A 12,589-nucleotide genomic window follows, 5' to 3' on the forward strand; every position below is an offset into this window, starting at 1 on the left:
TGGTTTTGGGAATCGGGGGATAGCCGATCATGTGCGGAATTGTTGCAATCGTTGGTCAGACAGCCGTCGCGCCGTTGATCGTCGATGCGCTGAAGAGGCTCGAATATCGCGGCTACGATTCCGCAGGCGTGGCCACTGTTGCGCAGGGAAAGCTCGCGCGCAGACGCGCCGAAGGCAAGCTCGTCAATCTTGAAAGCCGCCTTCAGGCCGAGCCGCTCGACGGCAATATCGGCATCGGTCACACCCGCTGGGCCACTCACGGCGTGCCCAACGAAACCAACGCGCACCCGCATTTCTCCAATGACGTTGCCGTGGTCCACAACGGCATCATCGAGAATTTCGCAGAGCTGCGCACCGAACTTGCCGCCGACGGCTACGAGTTCACCTCGCAGACCGACACCGAAGTGGTGGCACACCTTGTCTCGCGCGAGCTGGCGCGCGGTGCCGGCCCCGTCGCGGCCGCCCATGAAGCTTTGAAGCGGCTGGAGGGTGCGTTTGCACTTGCCATCATGTTCCGGGGCGACGAGGACCTGATCGTCGGCGCGCGCAACGGTCCGCCGCTGGCTGTTGGGCATGGGGAGGGCGAGATGTTCCTCGGCTCCGACGCCATCGCGCTTGCACCCTTCACCAACTCGATCACCTATCTGGAGGATGGCGACTGGGCGGTCGTACGCCGCGGCTCCTTCGAGATTTTCGACATCGAGGGCAAACCTGTTGCGCGCAAGCGCCAGCAGTCGCTCGGCACCAGCTTCATGGTCGACAAGGGCAACCGCCGGCATTTCATGGAAAAGGAAATCCATGAGCAGCCGGAAGTCATTTCCCACACGCTCGCACACTATGTGGACTTTACGGCCAGCACTTCGAGGCCGCTCGACCTACCTTTCGATTTTGCCAGGATTGATCGCTTGGCGCTGTCGGCTTGCGGTACGGCCTATCTCAGTGGTCTGGTCGGAAAATACTGGTTCGAGCGCATTGCCCGGCTGCCGGTGGACATCGATATCGCCTCCGAATTCCGCTATCGCGAAATGCCGATCTCGCAGAACAGCGCGGCGTTGTTCATTTCGCAATCGGGCGAGACCGCCGATACGCTGGCCTCGCTGCGCTACTGCCGCAAGGCAGGCGTGCCGATCGGAGCCATCGTCAATGTCCGCGAATCCACCATCGCCCGCGAGTCGGACGTCGTGCTGCCTACGCTTGCCGGCCCTGAGATCGGCGTGGCTTCGACCAAGGCCTTTACCTGCCAGCTTTCGGTCCTTGCTTCGCTTGCGGTGCGCGCCGGCGTGGCGCGCGGAACGATCTCGCCCGATGAGGAGAAGGCTCTGGTGCGTGCCCTTTCCGAAGCGCCGCGCTATGCCAACCAGGTGCTGAAGCTGGAAGAGCAGATCGAGAAGGTTTCGCGCGAACTGTCGCACTACCGCCACGTGCTCTATCTCGGTCGCGACACCAACTTCCCGCTCGCCATGGAAGGCGCGCTGAAGCTCAAGGAAATTTCCTATATCCATGCCGAAGGTTATGCGGCGGGCGAACTGAAGCATGGGCCGATCGCGCTGATCGACGAGAACATGCCGGTGATCGTGATCGCCCCGCACGACCGCATTTTCGAGAAAACCGTCTCGAACATGCAGGAAGTGGCCGCACGCGGCGGCAAGATCATCCTGATCACCGACCGGAAGGGCGCAGAGCAGGCTACCGTCGATACGATGGAGACGATCGTGCTGCCGGATGTTCCGGAGATCATTACGCCCATCGTCTACGCGCTGCCCATCCAGATGCTGGCCTATTTCACGGCCGTATTCATGGGCACCGACGTGGACCAGCCGCGCAACCTGGCCAAGTCGGTCACGGTGGAATAAATCACGCCGTCGAACTTCGCGGTTTAAAAGGTCATAATGCTTCTCTAATGTTGCGCTGCAAACAGCGCGCGGCGGGTGAGGCATGTCGGATCTTTTCAAAATCTCGGCGATGACACGGCTGAGGAATTATTTCCTCACCGGTTTCATCGTCTGCGCGCCTCTGGCCATCACCGCTTATATTGCCTGGTCGTTCATCGGCTGGGTCGATTCGTGGGTGAAGCCTTACATTCCCGCGACCTACAATCCCGACAACTACCTGTCGGTGAGGGTTCCGGGGTTCGGGCTGATCGTGGCGCTGGTGCTGATCACGCTGATCGGCTTCCTCACCGCCAACATCATCGGCCGCAGCATTATCTCGATAGGCGAGCGCGTGCTGGACCGCATGCCGCTGGTGCGCGGCATCTACCGCGCGCTCAAGCAGATTTTCGAAACGGTCCTCTCCAACAAGAACGAGATGTTCCGCACGGTTGGTCTTGTGGAATATCCGCGCAAGGGCGTCTGGTCGCTCGTTTTCGTGGCCGGCGAAAAACGCACGGAAATCAACGAAAAGCTCGATGAGGATGATGAAGACCCGCTGATGGCGGTCTTCATGCCCTGTACGCCGAACCCGACCACCGGCTTCCTGATGTATGTGCGCAAGTCGGAGATCGTCGTGCTCGACATGAGCATCGAGGACGGCGCCAAGCTCATCGTCTCCGCCGGTCTGGTGGCGCCCGAGATAAAATCGAAGATCAAAAGCGGTAAAATTGCTCCGGCCATCGAAACGATCGGCAACCCGACCATCGCTGAGGCCGGTCAACCGGCACGCAGCAAGCGCACGGCCTCGTCGCGCCCGAACAGGTAAAGCAGAACGCGGATTGCATCGCCACGCGGACCCTTCAGCTCCGGATCGCGGGTCAGCAGCAGTCGCGCATCGTCACGAGCGACCTCAAGGAGGTCGGCATGCGCGTCGATGCGCGCGACCTGAAAGCCGGGCGTGCCGGATTGCCGGGTGCCCAGAAGCTCGCCTTCGCCACGCAATTTCAGGTCCTCCTCGGCGATGCGGAAGCCGTCTTCGGTCTCGCGCATGACGGCAAGCCGGCGCTTTGCCGTTTCGCCGAGGGGATCCTTGTAGAGCAGAACGCAGCTCGAAGCCTTGGACCCGCGCCCGACACGCCCGCGCAATTGGTGAAGCTGCGCCAGCCCGAAACGCTCCGCATGTTCGATGACGATGATCGTCGCGTCCGGCACATCGACACCCACCTCGATGACGGTGGTGGCGACGAGGATGCGCGTTTCCCCATCCTTGAAGGCGCGCATGGCTTCATCCTTTTCCGCGCCCTTCATGCGGCCATGGACGAGGCCGATCCGGTCATCGAAAACAGGTTTCAGCGAAGCGAAACGTTCCTCCGCCGACATCAGTTCGACTTCCTCGGATTCCTCGACCAGAGGACAGATCCAGTAGACTTTCTGCCCGCTGGCCACGGCATCGCGCATGCGCCCGACCAGTTCGTCCAGCCGGTCGAAGGGCAGGCTGATCGTGCGGATCGGCTGCCGCCCGGCCGGCTTTTCGGTCAGCCGCGAGACGTCCATGTCGCCGAATGCCGTGAGCACCAGGGTGCGGGGAATGGGGGTTGCGGTCATCACCAGCATGTCGGGTGCATTGCCCTTCGCCGTGATGGCCAATCGCTGATGCACGCCAAAGCGGTGCTGCTCGTCGATCACGGCAAGCGCCAAATCCCTGAACCGCACCGTTTCCTGGAAGAGCGCGTGGGTGCCGACGACGATGTCGATCCCGCCGTTCTCCAGCCCAGCCAGGATGTCGGCCCGTTCGCGGCCTTTTTCGCGGCCGGTGAGCACCGCAATCCGCAGGCCGACCTGTTCCGCCAGCAGAGCAATGGACGCAAAATGCTGGCGGGCAAGGATTTCGGTCGGCGCCATAAGCGCCGCCTGGCCGCCGGCCTCGACCGCGCGCGCCATGGCCAGCAGAGCCACGACGGTCTTGCCTGAGCCGACATCGCCCTGCAACAAACGCGACATGCGCTCCGGCTTCTGCAAATCGGCGTCGATCTCGGCCAGCGCCTGTGTCTGCGAGCCGGTCAGGTCATAGGGCAGGGCGCGCTTGAGCGCGGCGATCAGCTTGCCGTCGCCGGTAAGCGGCCTGCCGGAGAGCTTGCGCACCGTTGCGCGCACCAGCGCCAGCGCAATTTGCCCGGCCAGGAACTCGTCATAGGCGAGCCTGCGCCATGCGGAACTGTCGGGCGATATATCGAGCGGATCGGCCGGATTGTGGATGCGGCTCAGCGCATCCTGAAAGGATGGAAATGCCTGGCGGCGCAGCACATCGGCGTCCTGCCATTCAGGCATTGCCGGCACGCGTTCCAACGCCTGCGAGATGGCGCGGCGCAGCGTCTTCGGTGACAGCCCGGCAGTAAGCGGATAGACCGGCTCCAGAAGCGGCAGGCTCTCCGCCTCGTCCGCGCGGGTGATGTGGTCCGGATGCACCATGCTGGGGCGGCCGTTGAACCATTCCATGCGGCCGCTGACGATGACCTTCTCACCGACCGGCAAGGAACGCTCCAGCCATGCGGCGTTGGCGTGAAAGAAGGTCAGCGCGATCTCGCCGGTATCGTCGAAGGCGTAGACGCGATAGGGAACGGACCTGTTGCCGCGCGGCGGCGGCTGGTGCCGATCGACCGTAACCTCGAGCGTCACGATGGCACCTCCCGGTGCCTGCGCGATCTCGGGACGATTGCGCCGGTCGATCACGGAATTCGGCAACGTGAAGATGAGATCGCCCGCCCGTGCAGGCCGGTCGCCAAGATCGGCAGGCACGACACGCGCGATCAATTCGGCAATCTTCGGCCCCACGCCGGCAAGCGAGGTGATGGGTACGAACAGCGGATCAAGCAGGGAAGGGCGCATGGCTGTCAGCTTATGCACCCCGCGACCATACGCAAGGCTGACAGGCCGCGTCATCCACGCTATATGCGCCGCAAAACAATCGGGATGCACAATATGACGGGCACGACGCGATCGAGCGAAGGACTGGACACGCGACGGCGCAAGCTGCTGTTCCGCTCCTGGCACCGTGGCATCCGCGAGATGGACCTGATTCTGGGCACTTTCGCGGACGCTCTGATCCACGACCTGACCGATGCGGAACTCGACGAATATGAACATCTGCTGGAGGTGCAGGACGCCGATCTCCTGGCATGGTTCACCGGCGATCGCCCAGTTCCTGATGCACACGACACCGCAATCTACCGCAAGATACTGGCACAGCGTCAGTCGATGAGCTTCAACATATGAGCCTTATCAGGAAAATCGGCCTGCCCAAGAACGGCACCGGCCAATTCATCGTGGACGGCGTGGCCGATGGCTACGAGGCTTTCGCGCTGGTGACGGCCGCGCTCGAAACCGCACCTGACGGCCCTCTCATCTTTGTCGCGCGTGACGGCCAGCGCCTGCCGGCCATCATCGACGCGCTCGCCTTTGCCGCGCCCGACCTGCCGGTGCTGGAGTTTCCGGCATGGGACTGCCTTCCCTATGACCGTGTTTCACCCGGTGCCGACGCCGCGGCCCGCCGCCTCGATGCGATGGCGGCCATGGCTTCGCTCGCCAGGCAGCCGCACCGCGCCGTCATCCTCACCACGGCAAACGCGCTGCTGCAGCGCATGCCGCCTGCCTCGGCCATCGAAGCACAGACATTTCATGCCCGGCCGGGCAACCAGATCGACATGAACGCGCTGATCTCGCGGCTGGAGAATTCCGGCTTCGACCGCGTCGCGACCGTACGCGAGGTGGGCGAATTCGCGGTGCGCGGCGGCATTCTCGACCTGTTCGCGCCCGGCGCGGACGAGGCGCTGCGGCTCGACTTCTTCGGCGACACGCTGGAATCGATCCGCGCTTTCGATGTCGCCACCCAGCGCACCACCGGCCAGCGCAACGCCCTGACGATGCAGGCCATGAGCGAGGTGGCGCTGAGCCCGGAAGCCATCAGCCGCTTCCGCCGCAAATATATCGAAGAGTTCGGAGCACCTTCGCGCGACGATGGGCTTTACGCGGCCGTCACGGAAGGGCGCCGCTTTGCCGGCATGGAGCACTGGCTGCCCTTCTACTACGAACGGCTGGAAACGATCTTCGATTATCTGCCCGACACGCCAGTCATATTCGACCATCTGGCGCGTGAAGCACTGGGCGAACGCCACACGCTGATCCTCGACTATTACGAAGCGCGCCGCCATCCGGCCACGTCCGGCGCGCTGAAGGAGGCGGTGCCTTACAAGCCGGTCCCGCCGGCTGAGATGTATCTTTCGCCGGACGATGTAGCGGCCGCCGTCGCCGACCGCATGGCGGTGGAATTCACGCCCTTCGACACGCCCGACACCAGCGGCCGCAAGCTGCTGCACGCCGGTTCCAGGCCCGCGCGCGGCTTCGAGCTGGAGCGGGCAGATCCGAACATCAACGTGTTCGAGGAGGTCGTGAAATATATTGGCGATTTGCGTGCAGCCAAGCGGCGCGTGGTGATTGCCGGCTGGACGGAAGGCTCGCTCGACCGCCTGACGCAGATTCTGACCGAGCATCATCTTGGCAATCTCAAGTCCGTGGCGACGCTGGCCGAGGTGGAGAAGCTCGGCGTCGGGCAGGCGGGCCTCGCCGTGCTCCCGCTGGAAGCCGGTTTCGAGACCGACGATCTCGTGGTCGTCGCCGAACAGGACATTCTGGGCGACCGCCTCGTGCGACGCTCCAAGAAGCGCAAGCGCGCTTCCGATTTCATCGCCGAAGCCGCGGCACTTTCCGCCGGCGACATCGTTGTCCATGCCGATCACGGCATCGGCCGTTTCGTGGGCCTGCGCACCATCGAGGCGGCCGGCGCGCCGCATGACTGCCTCGAAATCCATTATGCCGGCGATGACCGCCTGTTCCTGCCGGTCGAAAACATCGAGCTTTTGTCGCGCTACGGCTCCGACTCGGCCGAAGCCACGCTCGACAAGCTCGGCGGCGGGGCTTGGCAGGCGCGGAAGGCCAAGCTGAAGCGCCGCCTGCTCGACATGGCAGGCCAACTCATCAAGCTGGCAGCCGAGCGCCAGATGCGCAGCGCCCCCATCGTCAGCCCGCCGGATGGTGTTTATGGCGAGTTCGCAGCCCGTTTTCCCTATGAAGAAACGGATGACCAGCAGCGCGCCATCGATTCCGTCATGGACGATCTTTCGGCCGGAAAGCCGATGGATCGTCTTGTCTGCGGGGACGTTGGTTTCGGCAAGACCGAGGTAGCCTTGCGCGCCGCTTTCCTTGCGGCGATGGAGGGCTTTCAGGTGGCGGTCGTGGTGCCCACCACGCTGCTTGCCCGCCAGCATTTCAAGACCTTCGCGCAACGCTTCGCAGGACTGCCGGTGGTGGTGCGTCAGGCCTCGCGCATGGTCGGCCCAAAGGAACTCGCCGAAACCAAGAAGGCGATCGCCGAAGGCACGGTGGACATCGTGGTCGGCACCCATGCATTGCTGGGCTCCTCCATCACCTTCAAGAACCTTGGTCTGCTCATCATCGACGAGGAGCAGCATTTTGGCGTGAAGCACAAGGAGCGGCTGAAGGAGCTGAAGTCGGACGTACACGTGCTGACGCTCTCGGCGACGCCCATCCCTCGCACGCTGCAACTTGCGCTTACCGGCGTGCGCGAGCTTTCGCTCATCGCCACGCCGCCGGTCGATCGCATGACCGTACGCACCTTCATTTCGCCCTTCGATCCGCTGGTTATCCGCGAGACGCTTCTGCGCGAACGCTATCGCGGCGGCCAGAGTTTCTATGTCGTGCCGCGCATTTCCGACCTCGCGGACATACGGCAGTTCCTCGAAGAATCCGTGCCGGAGTTGAAGATAGCTACTGCCCACGGCCAGATGCCGGCGGGTGAGCTGGACGACATCATGAACGCCTTCTATGACGGCCAGTACGATGTGCTGCTGTCGACGACCATCGTCGAATCCGGTCTCGACATCCCGACCGCCAACACCATGATCGTGCATCGCGCCGATATGTTCGGTCTGGCGCAGCTCTACCAACTGCGCGGCCGCGTGGGGCGCTCCAAGCTGCGCGCCTATGCGCTGTTCACGCTGCCGGCCAACAAGAAGCTCACCGACACCGCCGACCGGCGGCTGAAGGTGATGCAGTCGCTCGACACGCTGGGCGCGGGCTTCCAGCTTGCCAGCCACGACCTCGATATTCGCGGCGCCGGCAACCTGCTTGGCGAGGAACAGTCGGGTCATATCAAGGAAGTCGGCTTCGAGCTCTATCAGCAAATGCTGGAGGAGGCGGTAGCCGAGATCAAGGGCGATGGCGAAGCGCTGGATGGCGGCTGGTCACCGCAGATCACCATCGGCACGGCGGTGATGATCCCGGAAGGCTATGTGCCGGATCTGCAACTCAGGCTCGCGCTCTATCGCCGACTGGCCGATCTGGATTCACCGGAGGAGATCGACGCCTTCGCCGCAGAACTCATCGACCGCTTCGGGCCGCTGCCGGAAGAGGTCCAGCACCTGCTCAAGATCGTCTTCATCAAGGCTCTCTGCCGCAAGGCCAATGTGGAAAAGCTCGACGCGGGGCCGAAGGGCGTGGTCATCCATTTCCGCAAGCGCGAATTTTCAAATCCGGCGGGGCTGGTGAAATTCATTGGCGAGCAGGGCTCCCTGGCCAAGATCAGGGCCGATCATTCGGTGGTGTTCATGCGCGACTGGCCGAGCGCCGAAAAGCGCCTCGCCGGCTCGGCCGTGGTGATGACTCAACTCGCACGGCTGGTCGAAAAGGCAGCTTGAGGGCAGGGGCTTCCCGCCTTGGAAACCCCATGTCCCCACTTTGTGGGAGGCAGGAGCCTCTCTATCGAGCCGTCTCCAGTTCGCCACGCGCCTTGGCGGCGGCAATCTGCCGGATGGCATCGGCCAGAGTGTCGGTGTCCTGTGCGCCCATCACGGCATATTTGCTCTCGAACAGGAAGCAGGGAACACCGGTGATGCCCATGCGCGAGGCGGTTGCGGCTTCGTCCAGCACCTCATCGCGGTCGGCGTCTGTGGCAAGCATCGCCTCCACCACCGGCGCATCGATGCCGGCCTCGCGCGCCGCCTCGATCAGCACCGCATGGTCGCCGATGTTTTTGCCTTCTTCGAAATAGAGCTGGAACAGACGGCGGGCGAGACGTCCCTGTACTTGCGCGCCATTGGCGGCAGCCCAGCGCAGGACGCGGTGGGCGTCCAGCGTGTTGGGTGAAACGGTGATGGCGTCGAAGTCGAAATCGATGCCTTCGGCCGCCCCCAAAGATTCGATGCGCGCATGGATTTCGTGCAGCTTCTCCACACTGCCGAACTTCGACAGCATATATTCCTTCCGGTCCCTGCCTTCCAACGGAATGGTCGGATCGAGCTGGAAGGGCCGCCAGTGTATTTCCACGTCCACCTCGGGCACCGCCGCGATCGCCCGATCGAGCCGCTTTTGCCCGATGAAGCACCACGGGCAAACTACATCGGACACCACGTCGATGTGGAGGGTTTGCACGGCCGTATCCATCGGAAATCCTTCCTGCCGGTCAGTCCGGCTTGTGCCACCAGGTAGGGAGTTGATACCCGAATATAGGTGTCTTGTCCGGGTGGGCGAGGTAATTCCAGTAGGAAACATACTGCCGGTTGTCATATTGCATGGGCACGATATAGGCGCCGGAGATGAGCAGCCGGTCGAGCGCACGCACGGCGGCGACGTAGGATTCCTTGTCCCGGGCGTTCAGCATCGCCTCGATCATGGCGTCGATAGCGGGGTCTGACGCGCCGGCGAGATTGAAGGAACCTTCGATATTGGCCGATTCCGACCCCCAGCGGAAGGTCAGCTCTATGCCCGGAGACAGCGTGCCGAGAAAGCCGGTGCTGCCGATCAATGCCTCGAAGTCGAAGCGCTGCTTGCGCATCTGTATCTGATCGGCTTCCAGCGCGCGGATGGTGACGGTGATGCCGAGTTTCGCAAGTGTGCGCTGGTAAAGTGCGGCAAGGCGCTCCTCGCTCTGCGACGCGGTCAGGATCTCGAAGCCGAAAGGCTGCCCCCGCGGGTCGAGCATCTTGCCGCTCTCGATCCGGTAGCCGGCCTTGTTGAACAGGTCGAGCGCGGCTTTCAGCGGTGCGCGGTCATGGCCTGAACCGTCAGTTTCGGCCGGTTTGTAGGTGCCGTCCATCACTTCCGGCATCACCTTGCCGGGAAAGGGTGCGAGCAGGTCGCGTTCCTTTGCGCTGGCGGGGCGGCCAAGCGCGGATAGCTCGGAGTTCTGCCAGTAGCTGGCGGTCCGCTTGAACTGGCCGTTGAACAGGTTCTTGTTGGCCCATTCGAAGTCATAGAGCATTGCCAGCGCCCGGCGCACGCGCACGTCCGAGAATTTTGGCAAGCGTGTGTTGAACAGGAAGCCGCTGACCACCGGCGGCAGGCCGCTTTCGAAAATTTCGTTCTTGACCTTGCCTTCGCGTACCGCCGGAAAATCGAGATTGCGCTCGCGCTTGACCGGATCGGCCTCCTCATAGACCGCGCACAGCCCTTTCTTGAACGCCTCGAACTGGGAATTGGCGTTGAGGAAATATTCGATCGTGATGCGATCGAAATTGTCGAAGCCGCGTTTGGAGGGCAGGTCCTTCGCCCAATAGTCCTTGTTGCGCTCGAAAACGATGCGCTGGCCCGGCACCACTTGCGCCACGCGATAGGGACCGCTGCCGATCAAAGGTTTCAGCGTGGTCTGATCGAAGGTTTCCTTATCGAAGCCATGCTTGGGGATGATCGGCGTCATCGCGATGATGAGCGGAAACTCCCGATCCGCAAGCTCGTTGAAGGTGAAGCGCACGCTGTGCTCGCCGGTTTTTTCGAGTCCGGCGATCTTCTTCATGCGATCGCTGTAAGGGGGCCGGCCTTTCTCCGTGTAGACGTCATAGGTGAACAACACGTCGTCGGCCGTGACAGGTTCGCCATCCGACCATTTCGCGTTGGGGTTGAGGTGGAATTCCGCCACGCGGCGGTCGGGCGTGATGTCGATTGATTCGGCGAGCAGGCCGTAAAGCGAAAATGGTTCGTCAGCACTGCGCTGCATCAGCGGTTCGAACACCAGATTGCCGTAGATGGTGTCGATCATCCCACGCGCGGTGGTGCGCAAGCTCTTGATGATGAACGGATTGAGGTTGTCGAAGCTGCCGACCACGCAATAGGTGACGCTGCCGCCCTTGGGAGCATCGGGATTTGCATAAGGGAAATTGCGAAATCCGTCCCGGAGCGCCGGTTCGCCCTGCATGGAGATCGCATGTTCGGGTTGCGCGTTCGCTGCGCCCACACCGCCCGACAGGATGGCCGCCCCCGTGCAGAGCGAAAGAAATATGCGGCGCATCAACAGCGCTCCTGACTTAACCATTTCATTTGATTCGACATTGATTCTAACATGACGGCACTATTGTGAGCTTGCTGGGGATGCATACTCATAATCAGCGCAAACGGGGCTGGATTCATGACGCAGAGCGGTGTAACACGCCGGCGAAAGTCATGCTGTTGCCTCAATTACCCAACAGGTAGCGGGGCGATGGTGCCGCAAGCCGGTCCCGGAATCATTTGAGAGGATTGAGATAGATGACGAGCTTGAAAACCGACACTGCCCGTCTTTCGGTCATGGCCGCAGGCGTGGTCGGCATGCTCGCCGCTGGTCTTGCGCCGGCTGCAGCGCAGCAACTTCCGCAGGGCTGGTTCAAGGCTTGCTCGAAGCAGGAAGACGTGGACATCTGCAATGTGCAGAACATCGCCACGGCAGCTTCCGGCCAGCTCGTTACCGGTATCAGCCTGATCGAACTCAAGGGCAAGATCAATCGCAAGGTCTTCCAGGTCACGGTGCCGAGCGGTCGCCTCGTGCCTCCCGGCATCGGTCTCCAGATCGACGGCGGCAAGGCCCAGAAGCTCGACTATGTGATCTGCTTCCCGGATCGTTGCGTTGCCGAAGCTCCGATGACCGATCAGCTCGTCTCGTCCTTCAAGAAGGGCTCGGAACTGACGCTGACCTCCGTCAACTTCCAGAACCAGCAAAACCCGGTCAAGGTTTCGCTGCAGGGTTTCACCGGCGCGTTTGACGGCCCGGCGCTGCAGCAGTCGGATCTGGAAGACCGCCAGAAGAAGCTGCAGGAGTTCGTGACCAAGAACAACGAGGACTTCGCCAAGAAGCTCAAGGAAGAGCAGGACAAGGCGAAGGCGGCGAACTGATCTCAGCGCCGATCTCATGAAAAAAGCGGGGTTCAGCCCCGCTTTTTATTTGCCTGCCTGCGGCGAAATCAGTGCCGCGCATGGTGCTTGAGCGCATAATCGCCATCAGCCGTGGTGTCGAACATTTCGCGCAGCTGCGGATGGCGTATCGGCTCGCCGGACTGGTCCGCGACCAGATTCTGTTCCGAGACATAGGCGATATATTCCGTCTCGTCGTTTTCGGCGAGCAGATGGTAAAAAGGCTGATCCCTGCGCGGCCGCACTTCGGGAGGGATGGCATCGTACCATTCCTCGGTATTGTTGAACTCCGGATCGACATCGAACACGACGCCTCTGAAAGGGAACAGGCGGTGACGTACCACCTGGCCGATTGCAAATTTCGCCGTCTTCATCTCAGTCACGTCTGCAAATCCTGCCCTGCCGCCAAAATCCAAGACTTCTCATGGTCTTGACCGGATGTTTGACGATCTGGAAGTCCCATACATAACGGCTATTTGGCGCAGTAC

The 12,589-nt window shown here is 62.1% G+C and carries 9 protein-coding genes; 5 read left to right on the top strand and 4 right to left on the bottom strand.

Annotated features, from left to right (window positions below; genetic code table 11):
• Window positions 1-29 precede the first annotated feature (29 nt).
• On the top strand, window positions 30-1,853 hold the full coding sequence (gene glmS, locus C7441_RS03270; RefSeq protein ID WP_109611695.1) for a glutamine--fructose-6-phosphate transaminase (isomerizing): 1,824 nt from the start codon (window positions 30-32) through the stop codon (window positions 1,851-1,853).
• Window positions 1,854-1,935: 82 nt separating this feature from the next.
• Window positions 1,936-2,697 carry a DUF502 domain-containing protein gene (locus C7441_RS03275; protein ID WP_109611696.1) on the top strand — a complete coding sequence of 254 codons (762 nt, stop codon included), beginning with the start codon at window positions 1,936-1,938 and terminating at the stop codon, window positions 2,695-2,697.
• Here C7441_RS03275 and recG read toward each other — a convergent pair.
• Window positions 2,649-4,757, bottom strand: a complete 2,109-nt coding sequence (gene recG / locus C7441_RS03280; RefSeq protein WP_109611697.1) for an ATP-dependent DNA helicase RecG — start codon at window positions 4,755-4,757, stop codon at window positions 2,649-2,651. The two genes, C7441_RS03275 and recG, sit on opposite strands and share 49 nt — an antisense overlap.
• Before the next feature lie 93 nt (window positions 4,758-4,850).
• Between recG and C7441_RS03285 the strand changes: the two genes are divergently transcribed.
• Together C7441_RS03285 and mfd are read left to right on the top strand one after the other, a co-directional pair.
• Entirely contained in the window at window positions 4,851-5,144 is a 294-nt protein-coding gene (locus C7441_RS03285; RefSeq protein ID WP_026060177.1) for an FAD assembly factor SdhE, read from the top strand.
• Complete coding sequence (mfd, locus tag C7441_RS03290) at window positions 5,141-8,641, top strand: transcription-repair coupling factor (protein ID WP_109611698.1); 3,501 nt, start codon at window positions 5,141-5,143, stop codon at window positions 8,639-8,641. Before C7441_RS03285 ends, mfd begins: the two co-directional genes overlap by 4 nt.
• 61 nt (window positions 8,642-8,702) lie before the next feature.
• Here mfd and C7441_RS03295 read toward each other — a convergent pair whose 3' ends face one another.
• Both C7441_RS03295 and C7441_RS03300 read right to left on the bottom strand, forming a co-directional pair.
• On the bottom strand, window positions 8,703-9,386 hold the full coding sequence (locus C7441_RS03295; protein WP_109611699.1) for a DsbA family oxidoreductase: 684 nt from the start codon (window positions 9,384-9,386) through the stop codon (window positions 8,703-8,705).
• 19 nt (window positions 9,387-9,405) lie between these two features.
• Window positions 9,406-11,226: an extracellular solute-binding protein gene (locus C7441_RS03300; protein WP_109611700.1), complete on the bottom strand. Its 1,821-nt coding sequence runs from the start codon at window positions 11,224-11,226 to the stop codon at window positions 9,406-9,408.
• A 236-nt stretch (window positions 11,227-11,462) separates the two neighbouring features.
• On the opposite strand from C7441_RS03300, the gene C7441_RS03305 reads away from it, so the two are divergent.
• Window positions 11,463-12,083 carry an invasion associated locus B family protein gene (locus C7441_RS03305; RefSeq protein WP_019171124.1) on the top strand — a complete coding sequence of 207 codons (621 nt, stop codon included), beginning with the start codon at window positions 11,463-11,465 and terminating at the stop codon, window positions 12,081-12,083.
• Between the two features lie 68 nt (window positions 12,084-12,151).
• On the opposite strand, the gene hspQ is transcribed toward C7441_RS03305, so the two are convergent.
• Window positions 12,152-12,475, bottom strand: coding sequence for a heat shock protein HspQ (hspQ, locus tag C7441_RS03310; protein WP_019171123.1), 324 nt, complete (start codon window positions 12,473-12,475; stop codon window positions 12,152-12,154).
• Window positions 12,476-12,589 lie beyond the last annotated feature (114 nt).

Source organism: Pseudaminobacter salicylatoxidans (genome assembly GCF_003148475.1).
GTDB classification, from domain to species: Bacteria; Pseudomonadota; Alphaproteobacteria; order Rhizobiales; family Rhizobiaceae; genus Pseudaminobacter; species Pseudaminobacter salicylatoxidans.

Coding starts and splice junctions, on each gene's coding strand:
- glmS (WP_109611695.1), top strand. CDS start 30: ATGTGCGGAATTGTTGCAATCGTTGGTCAGACAGCCGTCGCGCCGTTG.
- C7441_RS03275 (WP_109611696.1), top strand. CDS start 1,936: ATGTCGGATCTTTTCAAAATCTCGGCGATGACACGGCTGAGGAATTAT.
- recG (WP_109611697.1), bottom strand. CDS start 4,757: ATGCGCCCTTCCCTGCTTGATCCGCTGTTCGTACCCATCACCTCGCTT.
- C7441_RS03285 (WP_026060177.1), top strand. CDS start 4,851: ATGACGGGCACGACGCGATCGAGCGAAGGACTGGACACGCGACGGCGC.
- mfd (WP_109611698.1), top strand. CDS start 5,141: ATGAGCCTTATCAGGAAAATCGGCCTGCCCAAGAACGGCACCGGCCAA.
- C7441_RS03295 (WP_109611699.1), bottom strand. CDS start 9,386: ATGGATACGGCCGTGCAAACCCTCCACATCGACGTGGTGTCCGATGTA.
- C7441_RS03300 (WP_109611700.1), bottom strand. CDS start 11,226: ATGCGCCGCATATTTCTTTCGCTCTGCACGGGGGCGGCCATCCTGTCG.
- C7441_RS03305 (WP_019171124.1), top strand. CDS start 11,463: ATGACGAGCTTGAAAACCGACACTGCCCGTCTTTCGGTCATGGCCGCA.
- hspQ (WP_019171123.1), bottom strand. CDS start 12,475: ATGAAGACGGCGAAATTTGCAATCGGCCAGGTGGTACGTCACCGCCTG.